The sequence below is a fragment of the Sporolactobacillus vineae DSM 21990 = SL153 genome (genome assembly GCF_000377985.1).
GTDB lineage: Bacteria > Bacillota > Bacilli > Bacillales > Sporolactobacillaceae > Sporolactobacillus > Sporolactobacillus vineae.
On the sequence record NZ_KB899046.1, the window covers coordinates 216,840 to 237,530 of the forward strand.

19 protein-coding genes and 1 tRNA gene are annotated in these 20,691 nt (G+C 45.5%); 8 read left to right on the top strand and 12 right to left on the bottom strand.

From position 1 onward, the window contains the following. Nucleotide 1 precedes the first annotated feature (1 nt). The 7 genes from D889_RS0108650 to D889_RS0108680 form a co-directional block, all read right to left on the bottom strand. Entirely contained in the window at nt 2-1,204 is a 1,203-nt protein-coding gene (locus D889_RS0108650) for an NAD(P)/FAD-dependent oxidoreductase (RefSeq protein WP_010630770.1), read from the bottom strand. Nucleotides 1,205-1,452: 248 nt separating this feature from the next. Then, a tRNA-Glu gene (locus D889_RS0108655) sits at nt 1,453-1,524 on the bottom strand. A gap of 116 nt (nt 1,525-1,640) precedes the next feature. Next, on the bottom strand, nt 1,641-2,288 hold the full coding sequence (deoC, locus tag D889_RS0108660) for a deoxyribose-phosphate aldolase (RefSeq protein ID WP_010630771.1): 648 nt from the start codon (nt 2,286-2,288) through the stop codon (nt 1,641-1,643). Nucleotides 2,289-2,305: 17 nt separating this feature from the next. Further along, nucleotides 2,306-3,607, bottom strand: a complete 1,302-nt coding sequence (locus D889_RS0108665) for a pyrimidine-nucleoside phosphorylase (RefSeq protein ID WP_010630772.1) — start codon at nt 3,605-3,607, stop codon at nt 2,306-2,308. 16 nt (nt 3,608-3,623) lie between these two features. Then, nucleotides 3,624-4,817: a phosphopentomutase gene (locus D889_RS0108670; RefSeq protein WP_010630773.1), complete on the bottom strand. Its 1,194-nt coding sequence runs from the start codon at nt 4,815-4,817 to the stop codon at nt 3,624-3,626. Between the two features lie 172 nt (nt 4,818-4,989). Then, complete coding sequence (locus D889_RS0108675) at nt 4,990-5,961, bottom strand: ketopantoate reductase family protein (RefSeq protein WP_010630774.1); 972 nt, start codon at nt 5,959-5,961, stop codon at nt 4,990-4,992. Nucleotides 5,962-6,393: 432 nt separating this feature from the next. Continuing rightward, nucleotides 6,394-7,422 carry an NAD(P)-dependent oxidoreductase gene (locus D889_RS0108680; protein ID WP_010630775.1) on the bottom strand — a complete coding sequence of 343 codons (1,029 nt, stop codon included), beginning with the start codon at nt 7,420-7,422 and terminating at the stop codon, nt 6,394-6,396. A gap of 426 nt (nt 7,423-7,848) precedes the next feature. Between D889_RS0108680 and D889_RS0108685 the strand changes: the two genes are divergently transcribed. From D889_RS0108685 to D889_RS0108700, 4 genes are all read left to right on the top strand, one after another. Then, nucleotides 7,849-9,132: a UDP-glucose dehydrogenase family protein gene (locus D889_RS0108685; RefSeq protein ID WP_026038995.1), complete on the top strand. Its 1,284-nt coding sequence runs from the start codon at nt 7,849-7,851 to the stop codon at nt 9,130-9,132. 75 nt (nt 9,133-9,207) lie between these two features. Further along, complete coding sequence (gene galE / locus D889_RS0108690) at nt 9,208-10,188, top strand: UDP-glucose 4-epimerase GalE (RefSeq protein WP_026038996.1); 981 nt, start codon at nt 9,208-9,210, stop codon at nt 10,186-10,188. After that, complete coding sequence (locus tag D889_RS0108695) at nt 10,178-10,981, top strand: putative nucleotide-diphospho-sugar transferase (RefSeq protein ID WP_238537530.1); 804 nt, start codon at nt 10,178-10,180, stop codon at nt 10,979-10,981. Before galE ends, D889_RS0108695 begins: the two co-directional genes overlap by 11 nt. 380 nt (nt 10,982-11,361) lie before the next feature. Further along, nucleotides 11,362-12,570 carry a glycosyltransferase gene (locus D889_RS0108700; protein ID WP_081498652.1) on the top strand — a complete coding sequence of 403 codons (1,209 nt, stop codon included), beginning with the start codon at nt 11,362-11,364 and terminating at the stop codon, nt 12,568-12,570. A gap of 42 nt (nt 12,571-12,612) precedes the next feature. Here D889_RS0108700 and D889_RS0108705 read toward each other — a convergent pair whose 3' ends face one another. From D889_RS0108705 to D889_RS0108715, 3 genes are all read right to left on the bottom strand, one after another. Then, nucleotides 12,613-13,677 carry a glycosyltransferase family 61 protein gene (locus D889_RS0108705; protein WP_010630780.1) on the bottom strand — a complete coding sequence of 355 codons (1,065 nt, stop codon included), beginning with the start codon at nt 13,675-13,677 and terminating at the stop codon, nt 12,613-12,615. Between the two features lie 80 nt (nt 13,678-13,757). Beyond that, complete coding sequence (locus D889_RS0108710; protein ID WP_010630781.1) at nt 13,758-14,525, bottom strand: glycosyltransferase family 8 protein; 768 nt, start codon at nt 14,523-14,525, stop codon at nt 13,758-13,760. Then, the gene (locus D889_RS0108715; RefSeq protein WP_010630782.1) at nt 14,526-15,443 is read right to left on the bottom strand and encodes a glycosyltransferase family 2 protein; all 918 of its coding nucleotides are present in this window, start codon (nt 15,441-15,443) and stop codon (nt 14,526-14,528) included. Nucleotides 15,444-15,577: 134 nt separating this feature from the next. Between D889_RS0108715 and D889_RS0108720 the strand changes: the two genes are divergently transcribed. Then, nucleotides 15,578-16,579, top strand: coding sequence for a glycosyltransferase family 2 protein (locus D889_RS0108720; RefSeq protein WP_010630783.1), 1,002 nt, complete (start codon nt 15,578-15,580; stop codon nt 16,577-16,579). 76 nt (nt 16,580-16,655) lie between these two features. On the opposite strand, the gene D889_RS0108725 is transcribed toward D889_RS0108720, so the two are convergent. Next, on the bottom strand, nt 16,656-17,606 hold the full coding sequence (locus tag D889_RS0108725; RefSeq protein ID WP_010630784.1) for an NAD-dependent epimerase/dehydratase family protein: 951 nt from the start codon (nt 17,604-17,606) through the stop codon (nt 16,656-16,658). A 66-nt stretch (nt 17,607-17,672) separates the two neighbouring features. Between D889_RS0108725 and D889_RS15250 the strand changes: the two genes are divergently transcribed. The 3 genes from D889_RS15250 to D889_RS0108740 all read left to right on the top strand — a co-directional run bounded on the left by D889_RS15250 (nt 17,673) and on the right by D889_RS0108740 (nt 19,705). After that, entirely contained in the window at nt 17,673-18,170 is a 498-nt protein-coding gene (locus tag D889_RS15250; RefSeq protein ID WP_051077506.1) for a glycosyltransferase, read from the top strand. Nucleotides 18,171-18,431: 261 nt separating this feature from the next. Further along, nucleotides 18,432-19,169 (top strand): glycosyltransferase, encoded by a 738-nt coding sequence (locus D889_RS14925; protein ID WP_010630786.1) that lies wholly within the window; start codon nt 18,432-18,434, stop codon nt 19,167-19,169. 131 nt (nt 19,170-19,300) lie between these two features. Next, the gene (locus D889_RS0108740) at nt 19,301-19,705 is read left to right on the top strand and encodes a hypothetical protein (protein ID WP_010630787.1); all 405 of its coding nucleotides are present in this window, start codon (nt 19,301-19,303) and stop codon (nt 19,703-19,705) included. A 138-nt stretch (nt 19,706-19,843) separates the two neighbouring features. Here the strand turns inward: D889_RS0108740 and D889_RS0108745 are convergent, their stop codons facing one another. Then, nucleotides 19,844-20,653, bottom strand: a complete 810-nt coding sequence (locus D889_RS0108745) for an outer membrane protein assembly factor BamD (protein WP_010630788.1) — start codon at nt 20,651-20,653, stop codon at nt 19,844-19,846. Nucleotides 20,654-20,691 lie beyond the last annotated feature (38 nt).

Consider the following 20,691-nt stretch of genomic DNA (forward strand, 5'->3'; position numbering starts at 1 on the left):
ATTAGTTCAGGAAATCGAAGCGACCTTTTTTCAACATCGTTTCCACACCGCCGATTTTTACAAGTGACCGGTTCTCAATCATTTTCTTCATGAAGGAAGCAGGGTATCCCTTGATATTCTTGCCCATTACTTGTCCCATGGCATCATTTCTCCCCAGTGAGCAGACCGTTCCTTTATACTTATAAACAAACGGTTTCAGTGCCCTCCCCTGAATGCGGGCATTGAGATTATGGGCAGCACAGTCCGCTTGCTGGATGGCAATTTGTGCTGTTGTCGGATAAGGACGACCATTTTCCGGATCGATCACCGCCGAGCAATCACCGATAATCATAATTTCGGGGTTGCCGGGTACAGTCAGATCAGCATTCACATTAACACGGCCGCGTTTCTGAATAAATCCGGAAGCCTCAATAACCGAACTGCCGCGGACACCCCCCGTCCAGATAAATGTTCCGGCATGGATCACGCTAAGATCATCCTCATGTTTGTAATAAACATGCCCCGGAACGACACGGTTGACACGGCCGATGACAAACCGGACACCTCGCTCCGCAAGCTTTCGGCTGCCGTATTCGGCAATCGGGCGATTGAACATCGGCAGTACATGAGGCGTTGGTTCAATACAGATCACATGAAGCTGATCCTTATCGATATGGTAACGTGCGGCAAGTTTTGGCAGTCGGTTGGTCAATTCGCCCAGAAATTCAAAACTCGTGAATCCCGCCCCGCCGACAACGACGGTCAGGTGCGTCTCGTCTCTGTCCTCTTGCCAGGCGGCAAGCTGATGGTGAATATGCCGGCGGATGTGATTGACCGAAGGAATATCTGAAATCGACATCGCATATTCAGGAATACCTTGTATCCCGAAAGATTCCGATTCAAAACCCAGTGCAATCAACAAATAGTCATACGACAGCGGCGGATGCGCCTCAAAGATGATTTTCTTTCCGGCACGGTCTACATACTGAACCGTATCCTGAATAAAAATCGTCTGCCTGCTGTCGACGACCTGTTTTATCGGATAGCAAATTCCTTTCGCTTCTGTTGAACCTGCCGCCACTTCATGAAGCAGCGTCGTTTCACAGTGATAATCATTTTTATTCACCAGGACCAGATCAGCATCAGGATGCATATTCTGTAACTTTTTCAGTGTCCGGAGTCCACCGTATCCCGCGCCAAGAATCACAATCCTTTTCTTTGTCAAAATGATTCATTCCCTTCATTTGAATTCTGTTCGGCCAATGCACTTTTATTAAGCATCAATTGTTCACATATTGTTCACATTATTTCCACTACCATTGTAGCTTTAATTGCAAGCGCTTTCAATAGTAATTATCATTTTGTCAATGACAATGCTCACGACGTCTGTGAGCATCAACGATCCGTATTTAGAAATAAAAAAAACTGCTCTTTCAAGAAATATTCCTGAAAGAGCAGTTCGCTTTTGAATTATAAGGCGTACGGGAATTGAACCCGTGATCATGGAATGAGAATCCATTGGCTTAACCACTTGCCCAACGCCCTATCATTCTACGTGCCTTCTATCGAGCACGGAAAAAATTATACCATATAGTGTACCCTGATTTCAAGTATCTGAAGTCGGCAACCGTAACCATATCCATTAAATCACTTAGCCGGACTCACCCATTCACAATCTGAATGCCTGAACTGGCTCCGATTCGGGTCGCCCCTGCTGCGATCAGCGCCTGTGCCTCAGCTTTTGAATGGATACCGCCCGCCGCCTTCACGCCGAACTTCGGTCCAACCGTCCGGCGCATCAGCGCAACGTCTGACACTGTCGCTCCGCCGGTTGAAAAGCCCGTCGATGTCTTCACAAAATCGGCACCTGCTCCGGCAGCCAGTTTGCAAGCCAGCACCTTTTCATCATCCGTCAGGAGACAGGTTTCAATGATCACTTTAACCAGCGCTTTACCGGCCGCCGCCTGAACGACAGCCTTAATGTCCCTCTCCACCGTATCTGTCTGCCCGCCCTTCAGCGCCCCGATATTGATCACCATATCGACTTCATCCGCACCATGATCAATCGCGTCCTTTGTTTCGAAGGCTTTCGTTGCCGCTGTGCCGGCCCCAAGAGGAAAGCCGATCACCGTGCAGACATTGACGTCCGACCCCTCCAGCTGTTCCGCTGCAAGGGTTACCCAGAAAGGATTGACACACACGGAGGCAAATCCATATTCTTTTGCTTCCCCTGTCAGTTTAATGATGTCCGCTTCCGTAACGTCCGGTTTCAATGCAGTATGATCAATGTATCTGGCAAGATCGTTCATCAACGACACTCCCTTTTCTATTCGGTAATTGTTCCATGGATCAGTTTCGGCCGGACAGAACGGCTGCCGAACCGAATCGACCGCTTCAGCTGTGCCGTCACTTCAGTCACATCCTGCCTGTTGGAATGGATGGTCAGCAGCGATTCACCCTGTTTAACCGGGTCACCAACCTTTTTGTGCAGCACGATCCCGGCAGCCGGATCAATCCGGTCATCTTTCGTTGCTCTCCCGGCACCAAGCTGCATGGCCGCCAGTCCGATCTGATCTGCAGCCAGTTCGGTAATATAACCGGAATGCTCAGCCGGAAGTTCAATCTGGAACCGGGCAGCCGGTAAACTGTCCGGATGATCGATAACGTTCGGATCTCCGCCCTGATTGGCGACAAACTGCCTGAACTTCTCAAGCGCCCGGCCGTCATTCAGGAGAGATTCGAGCTGCTCTCTTGCTGCACCTGGATCCGTCATTTTCCCGGCCGCGCAGACCATCAGGCTGCCCAGAGTCAGGACGAGCTCCTTCAGGTCATCAGGACCCGCACCCCGGAGTGTCTCGATCGCTTCTTTTACCTCGAGCGCATTGCCGACGGCTCTCCCAAGCGGCTGGGACATATCGGTAATAACCGCAGCAGTTGTCCGGCCGACATGACGGCCGATCCGCACCATCGTCTCGGCCAGACGAACTGCACCTTCTTCGTCTTTCATAAAAGCCCCGGCACCGGTCGTCACTTCCAGGACGATGGCATCGGCACCTGCCGCGATTTTCTTGCTCATAATGGAACTGGCAATCAGCGGGATGGATTCGACGGAACCGGTCACATCACGAAGCGCATAGAGTTTCTTGTCGGCCGGAACCAGTTCACTGCTCTGACCGATCACAGCAATCTGATCTTCGTTGACCGAGCGGATAAATTGTTCCGGTGTCAGAGTGACATGGAAACCGGGAATCGATTCGAGTTTGTCGATCGTCCCGCCGGTAAATCCAAGTCCGCGGCCGGTCATTTTCGCAACCGGAACACCGGCTGCTGCGACAAGCGGTGCGAGCACCAGCGTTGTGGTATCGCCGACCCCGCCGGTTGAATGCTTGTCGACCTTGACCCCCCGGATTCCCGATAAGTCCACCGTGTCGCCGGAATGCACCATTGCCTCTGTCAGAGTGGCAATTTCCTGATCACTCATATCACGAAAATAGATCGCCATCGTGAGCGCACTTGCCTGATAATCAGGAATGGCACCGGTGACGTAACCGTTAATAAAAAAGTTGATTTCCTCAGGCGTCAGCGCATGTCCGTCCCGTTTTTTTGTGATAATATCGACCATCCGCACCCGGACGCACCCCGTTTCATTTTAAGTCATTCAAGAAACTGCTGCCGACGTCAGGCAGCGGAACACCAAAATTATCGGCAATCGTCGCACCAAGGTCTGCGAACGTCTTCCGAACCGGAAGCGGACGGCCCTCAGCAAACATCGGAGAAGTAGCCAGAAGCGGTACATATTCCCGCGTATGATCGGTCCCTCTGAAGCCGGGATCATTGCCGTGGTCTGCCGTAATCAGAAGCAGATCATGATCCGAAAGACGAGACAGGACCGTGCCAAGCTGATTGTCGAAGGCTTCAAGCGCATTCCCGAACTTGACCGGCTCCCGGCGATGCCCGTATTTAGCATCAAAATCAACCAGATTGGTAAAGCTCAGACCGTGGAAGTCCTGTGCCAGAACTTCGATCAGGCGGTTCATGCCGTCCTCATTACTGAGCGTGTGCCAGCCCTCGGTAATACCATGCCCGCTAAAAATATCATTGATCTTTCCGATCGCCAGTGAATCCAATCCCGCTGCTTTCAACTTGTCCATCACTGTCTCTTCCGGCGGTTCAAGCGTTAAATCACGACGATTGGCCGTCCGCTCGAAGTTGTCGGCCCGGTCGCCGACATAGGGACGGGCAATAATCCGGCCCAGATGGTACGGTTCATCAAGCGTCAGTTTCCGGCAGTACGCACAGATCGAATACAATTCTTTTAGCGGAATCACCTGCTCATGAGCGGCAATCTGCAGCACCGAATCGCCTGATGTATAGATAATCAGCTCCCCGGTCTTCATCTGCCGTTCACCGAACTTTTTAATGATCTCCGTTCCGCTCGCCGGCTTGTTCCAGATCACTTTGCGTCCGCTGAAAGCCTCGATTTTGCGGATCAGTTCGTCCGGAAAACCATTTGGAAAAGTATGCAGCGGAGTCATTACCGGCAGCCCCATCATTTCCCAGTGACCGTCCATACTGTCTTTTCCAGCCGAAATTTCATGCATCTTGGTAAAATAAGCGGCGGGCTGCTCCATCACGGCAACCCCTTCGATCGGATTTTCCGGACGAATATTCGACAGTCCCAGTTTTTCCAGATTGGGCACATGAAGTCCGCTCTTTGCTTTGGCCGTATGGCCCAGTGTATCGCAACCCTCATCGCCATACCTGGCGGCATCTGATGCCTCGCCGATGCCTACTGAATCCATGACGATGATATGAATACGTTTGAATTTTTCCGCCATCATTATCCCCCTGTACAGTCCGGAACCAGTCATAATGGGCTTGCTTTGCTCAAAGTACGCTGCCCCTGACTGCTTTCGAATCTATTCTCCTGCTATTTTAACCCATCTAAAAAAAAGCCGCAAAAAACTCCGGATCAAAAATATTTCCTGAGATCCGGAGTTTAAATGATAATCAGGCTTGTGCTTCAGATACAGCCGGCTCATATTGCCTGGAAGCTTCCTTCAGATGGACAAGATCAACCAGCATCGCATGCAGCGGCGCTTTCAGGCCATGTTTTTCAGCAAGACGGACAATCGACCCATTGATGTAGTCGACTTCCGTCGGCCTGTTCGTAGCCATATCCTGATGCATGGACGGATAATGGCGCGGATTGGACACTTCAGAAACAAAGCGAACCTGTTTGACCAGTTCCTCACGGCTGACTTCCAGTTTAATTCCTTCAGCATCGGTGGCATCATAAGCTTCATCGATCAGTTTCCGGGTCATTTCATCAGAGTTCCTATAGGCCGCAAACTGGCCCATTTTAAGATTCATCAGCGTGCACAGCGTGTTGACCACTGAGTTAAAGACGAGCTTCGTCCAGACCGTTCCCAGATAATCCTTTTTAACCGTCGGATGCATCAATGCCTTTTCCATCTCATCGGCGACTTTGTAGATAAACGGATCAGGTTCTCCTTCCACCTTGACAAGATGGACATGGCCTGCCCCACGTTTGCCGACAAAGTCTACTTTGCCCGGACCTTTCATTACGGTCGCGATCATAGCTGTACCGGAGATGATCCGTTTCCGGTCGACGAATTTCGCAACATCTTCCGCACCGCCATAGCCGTTCTGGTTTGTGAGCACGTAGGTATCTTTTCCAATAAAATGTTTGCACCGTTCCATCATTTCAACAGTATGCATGTCTTTAACAAAGACAACAACCAGGTCGGGATGTCCATGATATTCCTCAGGATAACAGACAGCAACGTCAACCAGCTTCGGGTCTTTTCCGTCACGTGTTACCTCAACCCCATGATTCTGATGAATGGCATCCACATTGGCCTTCCATGTGTCGACAAACTGAACATCATTTCCTGCTTCCTGCAATAATACACCATACCTGAGGCCCATTCCTCCTGCTCCTGCAACAACAACCTTCATCCTGTTTCGTCTCCCTTTTCTCTATATTGTGATTTATCGGTCACAAGTCATCATCAGAAGCTAAAAAGGGCCCCATCCGGATCACTCTGGATGGGGCCCCGCTCAAGCCCCCGCACCAAAGCGAACAGGACTCGGGCAAACGCTGTCGTTTCTGCGACAATCGCTTACCGGAGTCCTAACAAATCAAAATAATTCGCTGTTCGCTATTGTGTGCCGTGGACATAAGATTCAGCCTCTTTGATCATGACAATTGTGATTCAGTCATTATTGTACCGACCTCTACCGTCGATGTCAACCTAAAAATTTAATATTCTGAAATATGTTTCATCTGTCTTTCAATCTCGCAGCCTGCAGCAGTCAAAAAGAGCTACTCTCCGCGAGATACATGCAGAGAACAGCTCTTCAGATCACATATTTAAATGCTGCTGATGCTTATTTTGCAGCCGGTTCCGGCAGCTTCACTTCTGCTCTGCCAAGATCGCCGCCGTTAATAACGGTATTGAAGTTGTCATAGCTTGTGGAAATCATATTCGAAACGGCTTCGTCCGTCATCGCAGCGACGTGCGGCGTAACGAGTACTTTCGGATACAGGCTCAGCAGTTCCTTGATCGATGCATCAGGGAAGGCATCCGGATTGTCGGAATAATCCTTGCCGAGGAAGCGTCCTTCTTCCGTCAGAACGTCAGCACCGAAGCCGGCGAGCTTGCCGCTCTTAATCGCTTTGACAACAGCCGCTTCGTCAACCAGTTCGCCACGAGCCGTATTGACGAGAATCGCGCCGTCTTTCATTTTGCTGATGAAGTCTTCGCCGACAAAGTTTTCATTCTTGCCAGGGAAGTAAGGAAGATGCAGGCTGACAATATCCGATTCAGCAAGCAGTTCGTCCAGTTCCTTGAATTCAACGAGTTTCTTGGCAAAGTCGCTCTGGAAAATATCATAGCCGAGCAATTTCGCACCAAGGCCCTTGTACAGCTCTGCTTCAACGCAGCCGATGTGGCCGGTGCCTACGATGCCGACGGTGCTCTTGCGGATTTCATGGCTGAACATTGTTTCAGTAACTTTGAAGTTCAGCTTTGCTGTTCTGCCGGATGAATAAACCGTCGAACGGGACAGTGAAGTGCCGAGTGAAACAGCCAGTTCGGCAATCGCATTCGGTGAATAAGCAGGAACACGAGCCACTTTCTGACCGAAGTCAGCGGCGGCCTGCAGATCGATGTGGTTGTAGCCGGCCGTCCGTGTGAAGACATACTTGATACCGAAGTCTTTGAACTTCTTCAGGTTGGCACGGTTTGCCAGGCAATCGACAAACAACAGAACACCGTCAAAGCCTTCAGCCAGATCGCCGTTATCAGCAGTCAGCAGATCGTTAACCAGTTTGACGTCAAAGCCATACTTATTCAGTTCGCCATACAAGTGTTCTTCATAGGGCTGAACGCCGTATGCAATGATTTTGAAAGCCATTCTTAAACATCCTCCTAAAAAAATTTTATTCTCCACCGGGCATTTCTGAATATCCGGCTGTAACCAGGTCACTTGTGAAAATTATTTTCGTGATGCTCTTCACAAGACGTGGAAAGGAACAATGCTCTTTATTCTGAGCTGCGCCAATGCCCTGCTGCGCCTATTCTCCCCTGTTAAGAAGAGAAATATGATGAAATTCTTTTTTACATAAAAATTATATCATTGACAGTAACCGACGGCAATCTGACAATGTGCCGAAAAAGTGTTTTTTATGTGAACATGATATTAATCACACCCCTCCTCTCCTCGCTTCGATTACGTTCTTCCGCCAAAGGCCCGTTATAAGTCGGACAACTTACTCTTCGTCCCACGCTGAATACATTGTTAACAGTCCATGAACTACGAATGCTTCGGAGGTGGCGGGTCATTAAAATTCTAATCGTCGGAACTGGGTACGTTGGTACGACTACGGCCCTTGTATTTTGTGAGAAAGGTCATCAGGTGACCGGCCTGGATCTTGATCAGGAAAAAATTGAGAAACTTCAATCAGGTCAGCTTCATTTCTTTGAGCCCGGGTTACCGGATTTACTCAAAGAACATCTTCAGGCAGGGAACCTCTCTTTTACAACAAACAGTTCTGCAGCCATTAAGCAAAACGACATCATTTTTATTTGCGTCGGTACTCCGCAAGGAAAGGATGGTAATGCTGATCTAAGATACGTCAAAAATGTTGCTGAAGAGATTGGAAAGAATCTGAACGCCTATAAAGTCATCGTTGATAAGAGTACTGTTCCTGTCGGGACGGCTGGCAAAGTCCGTGACTGGATCCAGCAGAATAAGAAAAAAGGAGTTCCATTCGATGTTGTTTCAAATCCCGAGTTTCTGCGTGAGGGTTCCGCATTGAGGGATGCGTTACACCCCGACAGGATCGTCATCGGCTATTCCGGTGCAAAATCCCGTGAAATGATGCGTGAACTCTATAAAGATTTCCGGTGCCCGGTTGTCGAGACAACACCTAAAACAGCCGAGATGATTAAATATGCTGCCAATTCATTTCTGGCTCTTAAAATTTCCTTTATTAATGAACTCGCACGATTGTGCGACCGGTTGGAACTGGAAATCGATGACATATCCAGAGGGATCGGACTTGACCGGCGGATCGGCGAAGCGTTTCTGAAAGCCGGCATCGGCTATGGAGGATCCTGCTTTCCTAAAGATGTCAATGCGCTGCTCAAAACAGCGGAATCGCATCATCAGTCACTTTCAATAATGGAGGCAGCTGTTACTGTCAACAAAACACAGCCCGAGTATTTTATCAGGGAACTTGAGACTGCGCTTGGCGGTCTGCAGGACAAAACCGTCGCTGTACTCGGATTGGCGTTTAAACCGGATACTGACGATATACGTGAGTCCCCGGGTTTAAATGTGATTCATCAGCTGATCAAGGCAGGAGCTAAAGTAAAAGCACATGATCCGGCTGTAAAATCAGGATCAGATGCCATCTTTGAGCAGCTTGCCACTGTTGCGCAATGTGTCACTGATTCAGACGCTGTCATTTTGTGTACCGGCTGGCAACAGTACGAAGCAATTGACTGGAAAGAAGTCAGAAAACGGGTACGCAGTCCTTTTATCTTTGACGGCAAAAATGTATTAAATCCGGATCAAATCAGGCAGGCCGGTTTCAATTATTACGCGATCGGCAAAAGATGATCTTCATAAGATCAGGTCGTTACGGCAGTGACTGATTTCTTAGATTAATCATATCTTTAAGGACGGTGAAGACCTATTATTCTTGTAACCGGCGGGGCCGGCTATATCGGAAGTCACGTCACAAGAGAATTAATCAACCAGGGCTATAAAGTTGTTGTGCTGGATAATCTGACAACAGGACACCGGGCTGCTGTAGACAAGAGGGCGGTTTTTATATCAGGTGATATTAGTAACCGTCAATTACTGAACGATTTATTCGATCAGTACGACATCACGGCCGTGATGCATTTCGCCGCCAGTTGTCTGGTCGGCGAATCGGTGCGCCATCCGCTGAAATATTATGAAAATAATGTAGGTGCAACAACGCAGCTGCTTCATGCGATGATCGATCACGGTGTCCACCGGTTCATCTTCTCTTCAAGCTGTGCTATCTATGGGATTCCCGGGCAGGAGATAATCACTGAAGAACTTCCGAAGAATCCAATCAACCCGTATGGAAAATCTAAACTTATGATCGAAACGATACTGCATGATGCCGCCGAAAGCAACGGGCTAAGCTATATTGCTCTGAGGTATTTTAATGCAGCGGGAGATCATTTATCCGCCGAAATCGGAGAGGATCATGATCCGGAGACACATTTGATTCCAAAGATCTTGAAACACTTACAAGGCGCTTCCGATGCAATCGATGTACTGGGCAACGATTATCCTACTCCCGATGGTACCTGTATCCGCGATTATATCCATGTTCTTGATCTGACAAATGCCCATGTACTTGCATTGAAGTATCTTTTATCAAATCCTGTAACCAGGATGCAGTATAATCTCGGAAATGGAAAAGGATACTCTGTTAAAGAAGTAATCACGGAATGTGAACGGATTACGAATGTAAAAGCAAATGTTCATTATGCGCCCAGAAGACCGGGTGACCCTCCTTTTTTAATTGCCTCATCTTCAAGAATCAAGCAAGATTTAGGCTGGAACCCTATTTATTCGCTGGAAGACATAATCCGGTCAGCATGGCAATGGCACAGCAAACATCCTCATGGTTACTGACAGAGTGTCCGGTATAGCACTCAAAAAGGAAGCCCTTTTTTCTAAGATTGCTAGTAGACGTAAAGGTGATGAGGCAAAACCTGAGCTTATAATACCAAGAATTAATATCAACATCCCTGTCAAGAATGATATGATCATTTGCACCAGTGCAACCGGAAAGATGCATCAAGCAGAATTAAAAATCATGAAAACTACCGTTGAAGCTTATGCAAAAAAGTATCGTATGGATACTGCCTTCTTTACGGAAAGATTCGGAGCGGACAGACCTGCATCATGGGACAAAATTATCATCTTATATAACTTATTAAAGAAATACAATCTGGTTATGTGGATGGATTCAGATGCTATATTTCTGGATACACGTTCAGATATAAGAAACGAATTAGACAGCCGCCATGTCATGTATATGGTCACGCATTACGGAAGAACACCGATCTGGCCGAACGGTGGTCTGATTATTGCGAAACAGGATCCGAAAACATTTGATTTACTCACCAGGATATGGAATCAGACAGATGCAATACATCATCCATGGTGGGAGCAACAGGCTATCTTTAACGTTCTGGGCTATAAAAATGAGTATCACAACATTATCGGCTATCATCCAAATCAGTACAGCAATCTGATTGGTTCATTAGATCTTAAATGGAATTCCCGGCCGATCGACGGTGATATCAGCAAGGATCCGGTGATCATGCATTATGGCGGACTTCCTCATCGAACCAGGATCAAAGGAATGATATCTTGTTTCCGGATTTTTAAGATCAGAACAAGACGGGACCATTATCGATAAGCAAATCATTATATACACAGATCGTGCACTGCTGAAACAGGTTCACCAGCTTCCGGAGCAACCGGAAGCTCTTTTAATACCTTCAGAAAATTAAATTTCAGGCCGTAATCATATTCCTGCTGTTCCGATCGCTACAAAGAAGCTTCGGCGCCCTGAGGACCTGCCTACGAAAAGCTGCTTATCAGCTCATTTTAAATTAATGTATACTGCGGAGACACTGCCTTCAAAGCATAAATCTGAAATAGCCACATATATTGCAACTGTTAACTGTAACCCGTTCAGAGCGGCGGTCTACATATTTTTATACATCAGGAAGAGGAAGATCCTGATTTCCATCAAGGCATAAAAAGGGGTGGATTACAATAAAAATTCTGTATCTGATCCATCAATTCTTTCCGGAGACGTATACGGGTACTGAGAATTTCTTATTGAATCTTTCCAGTCAAATAAAGACCAATGGTCATGAAGTAAAAGTGATCACCCACAGTTTTCGGCCTGACTCCTATTTTGATCAAACTTATGGGCACATTATGTACAGAGAGTTTCACTATAAAGATATCCCGATTATTGCCTATAAACATATGAATAATCCTGGTCCTCAGGTTCTCTATCAATCATTGGAAGATACCGGACTAACCGGTTTTGCAGATATGATCCTTCAAAAAGAGCAACCGGATCTTGTTCATGTAGCCCATCCGATCCGGATGAGCGAATTTATTCATGTCTCTATAAAACGGAATATTCCTTATATAATCACACTCACAGACTACTTCCTGATCTGTCCGAAGGGGATCCTGATGACAAGTGCAGGAGTTCCCTGTTTCGGCGCTGAACAAGGAGAGGCGTGCAAAACATCCTGCCCGGAACTTAACACTGATTTTGTTAAATACAGGTATAATCAATCGAAAAATATTCTTTTGTCCGCCAAAAAGCTCATCGCCCCGTCCTTTTATCTGGCGAGCATCTTTAAGAAGGAGTATCCCGAAATAAGCATTGAAGTGATCCCATACGGAGTTGATCAGGAGAATTTTATACAAAATAAAACCGTTTACAGGAAGCACCAGCACCTGACTTTTTGTTATGCCGGAAGCCACTATACGCATAAAGGTCTTCATGTTTTAACCGAAGCATTCCTGAGTTCCAAAATAAATAAATCCAAGCTGAAGATCTATGGATCCGGGAAAGATTCATTTTATAACGATCAGCTTCGAAAATCCGCTTCGAAAAATAAAAACATCGAATTTTGCGGTGTTTATAGTGAGACAGATATCGGGCATATTTTCAGCAGTGTCGATGTCCTGATCGTCCCATCAATCTGGCATGAGAATTGCCCCTTTGTCATTTACGAAGCTTTAGCCTGTGGATTGCCTGTTATCGCTTCGGATGTCGGAGGGATTACCGAGATCATTGATCATGGGCGAAATGGATTTATCTTTCCGAGAGGCAATTCGGAGAAACTAACGAAACTCATAAAAAAGTTAAATCATCACCCGATGATTTTAAATAAAATCAAGAAAAAAATAAGTGAAGAAAAAGTCCGGACAATCGAGGAAGAAGCCCATCAGTATCTGGCACTCTATCGTTCATAACTCTTGAGCTCATTTATAGCGCGCAAGGGCCGCCGGATTCTCTTACAAATGCATTCTCTTAAGGCAGGACATAAACCTGGGTATGTTCAGGACAATATCTTCAGCCCCCGGCCACCCCTTTGACAATCGTGAACTTTTTTCACCGATATAGTAATAATAGTCTAAGTCACCCATAGAACTGATCCCATAAAAATGGGCAATAATATAATTTGGAGCGAATATTTCCAACACTTTGGTTCCCGGACGGCAAAATGTCAGATTGGTTAAAGCCGCACCATGTACGCCGATGATTGCCTCTGCAGATGAAAAGAGATGCACCTGTTCTTCAACGGAAAGAGATTCTAACTCCACTTTTTCAAAGCCATATTTATAAATAATTTCCATAAGCAGATCCTCGTTGGTGATTTTTCGCGACCATTTTCTGCTTATATAGATCCTTTTACGACCGATGCTATTAGAATCTTTCAGAAAGGAGTCTCGCAAAAAGTCATATCCCCATTTTGTTGGAAAGGCGGGCTGCGCAGGGACAATTAAATGTTCCGCCTGAACATGAAAGCCTTTGTATGTTCTTAATAATTTCTCCTGATTCAATCCCAACCGGTGAAGGGTTTCCGACTGGTATGGTTGCTCCGATTCTGTATTCACGATAAACCGGTCAACCGTTTGACCGCTCTGATGAATCAAATGAATCCGCGGTATCACCTCATACATCCAGTGATAATAATTTCCGCTAAAAACATGGGTCAGATCCGCGGCATCACGAATATATAAGGGTTCCGTCAGTGACTGTTCCCTAAAAATAGAGTGGTTTTCCTGTGACACATCAACACCTTCAAAGGAGGCCTCCCAGATAAGCCGGTTATCCGGAGAAATAATCGCCCCGTTCACACCCCAGACACGTCCGTCCGGAATCACCGCCACATATCCGCTTTGGGACTTTAATGGGTTCGGAAACCAGGAAGACGGCCAGGGAGGGCGACGCTTTGTTTTACCCGGAATAGAAGTTTGCGGGTAGATTTCTTTAATCCTCACATTTTGTAATTTGTCCTCCGAAGCCCACTCTTTCATTGAATTAATAATACCGACAGGCGGCGTTAAATCAGTCAAAAGACAACATCTCTTTTCGTTCCCCGGATTACTCAGGCTTTGTGAGAATCAGCTTGAGCGTTTCGGGACTTGTGTTCCTATTACCAGTTCAGCCGTGCGCTCAGCAGCTGTCTATAGTGGTCATACTCCTCTTTAAGATAAGTCTCTCCGTTCCATGGTTTAACCTCTGTATTGAAATGTATAATCTTTGGCTGAATTTTGATGTGTTTCATCCGGTAGACCTGAAAGTTCCACGTGTAACCAAGTTCAAACCATTTATTATACAAGATAGCATTCAATGCATCCTGATCCCACCACATAATTTTCGAGGAGTGCCTCCTGATAAATTGCAAAATCCGTTGCGATGTTTTGTTTTTTCGCCACTTCTCCAGATTCATCAGCATCACGCCAGAATTAAAATATTTATATTTCTTTGGTAATCTTATCCCTGTGACATCCACCGGATCCTCCACAGCACCTATAAAATAGTGTCTCAGTTGCTCATTGTTCCATAGATTCAGGAGATCATCTTTAATGATCAGATCGCTGTCGAGATACACAGCTTTTTTAATTTTCTTATCCAAAAGATCAGGTATGACAATCCTGTAGAAAGCTTCCCGACTTACATGTCCCCAGCCTTTACAGTATTTAAACAGTTTTTGATCAACATGAAGAAAAACCGGTGCGGTGTTGAAATCCTGCAGGAGGCGGCAAAACCTGGATTTATTCTCACTTGATAAATTCCCGTCGATAATATAGATCCGATAGGGCGTCGTCGGTGCCTTGTTCTCGAATAAGGAAAGGAGCATTGTCGCCAAATGGACAGCATAATGATCGTTACAAATAGTAACTATAGAAATATCTTTCATTTATGATCCCTCACGTTGCTGTCTGACCAATTTACTGTAATCTGCGGCCAATGATTCACAATAGTTCAACAGGTTGACAATAGCATTGACTTCATGTTCTGTAGTGTACTTTAAATCCAATGAGCGGCAGAAGGAAAGATTCATGGGAACATACTTTTCCTGATGATCGGAAATTGCGTCCACGGCGATTGTAAAGTTATTTTTTTTCAGTTCATCGAACAGCGCATGCCAGTGATAATTAAATCCCTCGCTATAGTTATAAGAAGCGAGTGTGTTCATCCATCCTACAGTTATCTTTGATTTGAGCTGCTCAAGCGAACGGTATGGAAAATGCCTTAACTTAAGTGACTGTAATTTCTGCGTCCGTATATTCCTTTTATCAAAGATCAAGTCATGGTTGCCCCCCGTTATAGAAGGGGAGTATGCATCCATGATTTTTTTCGATACGACGACCTTCGGCCAATAATCTTTGATGGGACTGGCAAAGGTCAGTCTTTGGGGAATGAACAACTCATTTTCATTTAGATTAACCGGTGCGTACGTATATTCCCTTTCAAGGTAATAAACTTTAGCGGTTGATAAGTTGTTTATTAATTTTCGAGGATTCCCGGAATATTCCGGGGCAATTAAAAACTCGTCAACATCAAGCGGAAAAATAAAATCCGGTCCAAATTGATCAAAGGTACGCTTAATCAACTCTGTAGTCTTATCCCCCTGGACATATTCGAGGCTCGCGTCCTGATCAAGATAAACCGGAAGCCCTTCCGACTGCAAACTGCGAATAATATCAAGAGACCGATCCGTGCTCCCGTTATCCAGGATGACCAGACCGTCAAAAATATTCAAATGATATCTGATATACGACTCAACGATATCTGCCTCATTCTTAATCATCCCGACACAAAATGCCTTTTTCATTGCCATCCCCCTTATTTCTTATCATGATCAGGCAGGCTCTTATAGTTTATTCAACTGGGTTTCTTTGTGTCAGGATGATTCCATAAATTCTAATGCTGCATAAAATACAGAAAACACCTGAGGAGAGTTCATTTATGGAGTTGTCTGTGGTAACCGCAGTGTACAATGGTGAAGCACACGTTGAATCAGCCATTCACAGCATTCTTAACCAAACCTTCACTGATTTTGAGTACATCATTGTGAATGACGGCTCTACTGACCGAACAAGAGATATACTGGAAGAAATAACTGATCCCCGAGTCAAAGTGATTCATTTCGAGAAGAATAAAGGGGCTGCCAATGCTTTAAATACAGGGATCCGCGAAGCCAGAGGAAAATGGATTGCGGTTCAGGATGCCGACGACATCAGCATGGAGCATCGCTTACAAAATCAATTAACCTTTCTTAAATCACATCCGGAGTTTGTCGCGGTCGGTTCTCTCATTCAATGTATCACCAGTGAAACAGCCATTGATCGGAGCTTCCTTGACACGGAAGAATTCTTTTTTAACGCTAAATCCCCAGAACAATTCCGAATGGAACAATTTTACAGCACGCCAATCTGTCATGGAACCGCCCTTTTTTTAAAAAAAGCGTTTGATCTTACCGGCGGATACGATCCGGCATTTAAAATTGCTTATGATTACGATCTCTGGTCGAGAATGTTTGAACAAGGGGAAATTGGGAGAATGCCGGATGTCCTCTATCAATACCGGGTACAGGTTTCTTCTCTGGCACATCTGGACCGATTGGAGACAACCCGGGAGATCCTGTTCAGTACGTTCAAATCAATCTCCGGATTACGGTTCGGCCAGTTGGACAGACAACCAAGATTGGTTCTCCTCTGTTCAAAAAAAGAAGCGAACTTTTATCATGAAAGTATTGCCCCGGGAAATCATTATTTAAATATGCTCTTTCTCGGGCAAAAACTAAGTGACCTGAAAAAGGCTTACGCTTTATATCGGTTAAAAAAAATAGATGGGATTGTTCTGGCTTCAAATTCCCAGTTTGACCGGATTTTTCGCTTTTTTGTCAGCAGAGGGCTGTCATTCAATCATCAGCTCTTTAAAGTCTGGATTCCTGAAACTTCTGCATAATAACGAAAGCTTGCCGATGTGCAAGCTTTCCAAAGAACAGACGGAGTTTTCAATGTGTCGGCAGAGCATTCTGCTGTCAGAGTTTGTTCTGGTAGGCCTGTATTGTGGCTTTCAGTCCTTTTTCAAGTGAAACAGTGGGCGACCAATTTAAAATCACGCCTGCTTTTGTAATATCCGGTCTCCGTGTTAACGGATCATCCAGTGGAAGCGGCTGAAAGGCAATCTTACTCCTGGAATTTGTTAAAGATTTTATTTTCTTTGCAAGATCCAGAATTGTTATTTCGTCAGGACTGCCAATATTGATAATTTGCCCGGTGGCTTCATCTGTTTCCATCAGTTGCCTCAATCCGCGAATCGTATCCGAAACATAACAAAAGGATCGTGTCTGTGTGCCGTCCCCATGGACCGTTATATCTTTACCTGTCAATGCTTCCGTGACAAAATTTGATATGACCCGGCCATCATCGTTCGCCAGCCCTGCAGAATACGTATTGAAAATGCGCGCGACTTTTACTTTGACACCATAAAGCGTGTTATAAAGGTAGCAGAGTACCTCACCCAACCGCTTGGATTCATCATAACAAGCCCTTGGCCCCCAGGTGTTGACATTTCCCCGATAGGTTTCCGTCTGCGGCGTTTCCTTTGGATCACCGTAAACTTCACTTGTGCTTGTATAGACAACTTTCGCATCGTGTTTTTTTGCCAGCTTTAGCATATTCTCGGTACCCAGGGTATTCACCATAACGGTTTTTATTGGATTTGCCTGATAGCTTTTCGGAGAAGCAGGGGAGGCCAGGTGATAAATTTCATCAACAGCATTTAATAGTGGATGATCCTGTAAATCCCCGGAACAGACATCCAGATTCAAAAAGATAAAATGCTTATTATTTATCTGGGCAAGATTTCCTGCTTTTCCAGTCAGAAAATTGTCGATGCCGATAACCCGGTTTCCCTCGCTGATCAGCTCTTTTACAAGATGCGATCCCAGAAAACCGGCCGCTCCTGTTACGACTATTCTTTTGCTCATCTATGCACCTCATTCATCACTTCATGTCATGTTGCTAACATACTATGAATAAAGGATAAGACGTGCATGGACATTAAACTTAATCGGAGTGATTTTATGGTAACTGTAGTAACATGTACAAATCGACAGAATATGGAAAACGCTGTTCTGAATAATTTTCTGAGGCAGAATTTCCGGCCAAAGGAACTCATTATCCTTTTAAATAATAAAAACATGAATGTCGAATTATGGAGGAAGAAAACAGCCCATTATGGCGAAATACGTATTTATCAATTAGATAATACTAAGACATTGGGGGAATGTTTAAATTTTGCCAGCGAACGCTCATATTATAATGTTATCGCCAGATTTGATGACGACGATTATTACTCACCTGACTATTTAACAAATATGGTCGGCCAGCTGGAAATAAAGAAGACCGATGTGATCGGTAAATCCTCGATCTTCATCTATTTTACAGACGAAAAAAAACTGAGCCTGTTCCGGAGAAGAAAAAAAAAATACCTTTCTAAGAAAGGAAAGCGATTTAAAGAGGCCGTTGGCGGGAGGCACACTGGTCTTTAAAAAAGAAGTGCTGAAAATAGTCCCTTTTTCTCAGCTGAATCTCGGAGAGGACCTTAAATTTCAAAAGGATTGTCTCCGTCAGGGTTTATCTGTGTTCTCGACCGATCCCTATGATTACGTCCTCATCCGGTATAAGTCAAAGCAGCATCAGCATACATGGAATGCCGATCCTCGTTTATTTCAGAAAAACAGCCACTTAATTGCTGTGACCAACGATTTTGACGATCTGATCCGGAGACCGCACATAAAGGATGGTACACCATGATTTCAGTCATTGTCTCAACCTTTCGTCCCCGATTCATTAATAACATCATTGAAAATTTTTCGAGACAAACGCTGGAAGAAAAAGAACTGATTCTGATCCTTAATTCAAATTCTATTGACGTTTCTCCCATAAAGAAGAAAATTGCAAGCTGCAGGATCCGTGCTTCTATCCATTCGATACCTTCAAAAATAAGTCTTGGCGAATGTCTTAATCACGGTGTGAGAAGCGCTAATTATCCGGTGATTGCCAAATTTGACGATGATGACTATTACGGGAAATACTATCTCGAAGAGGCGCAGCATTCTCTGGCAGAATCCGGAGCTGAAATTGCAGGTAAGCGCTCATTCTTTATTTACTTTAAAAATACGCAGGAACTTCGTTTGTTCAACCCATATCATGAACATGAATGGGTTCCTTCCCGCAACAATCTTTATGCTTATAAAAACACTTATTTCTTCAGCGGAGGAACATTGATCATAAAAAAGAAAATTGCTGAGGCTTATCCCTTCCCGGATCTAAATCGAGGTGAAGACAGCCGGTTTCAGCAAAACTGTTTTCTCAATGGGATCAGGATGTATGCGACTTCCCGAATGAACTATGTCTATTTAAGATATCCGGGCATACACAATGGGCCCTCTGATCACCAGGACCTATTATTAAAAAGAAAAAGCGATTTTGTCGCACGTACAGTCACATTCCGCCGCTATGTCAACCAGTCAAAACCCGAATACTGAGTTTCCACTCCGGCTTAAAAGCAGATGGAACAGGCTGATTGACTAATTTCTTATCAAAGTAGGTTAGTACACTTACAGCGGATCCCTTTATCGAATAGAGTACAGGTGAGAAGATCAAAGGGGTGAAATAATTGGGCGACAAGAAAAAGTATGATGATAAAAAAAAACTTAGTGATAAAGAAAGAGAGTGCAGCTGGTCCGAAAAAGAAGAGCATGATAAGAAAAAGAAATGTAAGAAACATAAAAAGGATGATCACTATAAGAAGACGGAATGCAACTGCTCGAATAAAGAAAATCACCCGTGCTCTTGCCATGGGTGCATCTGCCAATTGCTAAGAAAAGCAGGTACCGGAACAACAATCAGGATCGTCACGGATTCCGGAGATATTATTGAAGGAAAATTCCTTGGGTTCAGCTCGACGGATTGTTGCATTACGATTGAAGTGAATGAACTCCTTTCCCCACCTATTCCTTGTGAGATCGTTTTTGTTGACTGTAAAAAAATTGAGAGTCTTGTATTCACATCACCCTCTTAATGAAGAAAATATAATTATGTACCTTTGCTTTTCGAGAAATTTGTGATAATCAAAGAAGTGACGTTTTACCGTCACTTCTTTGATTTATAACATGATCGTACCTGTGAAAATACTCATTCGGTCAGGCTGGCCATCCGCTTAATTCGCTAACGGCTTGTACTGATTGCTGATAATATCCAGTTTCGTGATCTTTCCGCTGCTTTTATAGTAACGGAAGAACCCGATTGACGGGGCTGTATTCGGATCCGTCGCACTGTCTCCCGAATGACTCTCCCGCAGTTCAATCGAATAGTAGACACCGCTGTCCCTTGTGGAGACGTACACCTGATCCCGGGAATAGCCGGCAGCTTCTACAACAGCAGTTTCGGCCTGTTTCTGAGCCGACGATTTCACCGTCCCGCCGGACTGAGCCGGTGCCGGTGCATCGGCGGCGACTGAAGACGGACTGCTTTCTGTTCCGTCTGAAGAACTGGCGGCTGTTGAAACAGCCGGTTCAGATGAACTGGCTTCGGCAGAAGATGCCGGCGCGGAGGATGCCGGCCGGCTGTCTGAACCGGCGGTCACAGTCCCGCTGGAGCCGGACTGTGACGGGCTCAGTTCTGCCAGGGCGGAATCCTTCAGCGTCCTTGCCCTTCGAATCAGTGTTCCTGACCCATTTTTCTCCAGAAGTACTCTGTCTGCGGCATTGATCGCCGACTCAGGATCCCCTTTCTTCAGACTATTCACCGCCTTCTGAAAATTTTTCAGCTGATTCAGGTAAGCCAGTGCTGTCCGGTCGGTACGCTTTGCATCCAGTGCCTGCCGGAAATAGGTTTGTGCCGAAGTATAATGTTCCGACTGGACCGCTTTCTGTCCCTGCTTTATTGCCTGATCATATGGATTCTGCTGATGCCCGCAGGCGCCAAGCAACAGGGCCATAATGGTGATGGCTGTCAGTATTTTTTTCATATCGGTTCTCCGATCTGCAGAAAAATCCCTGCTTTGAT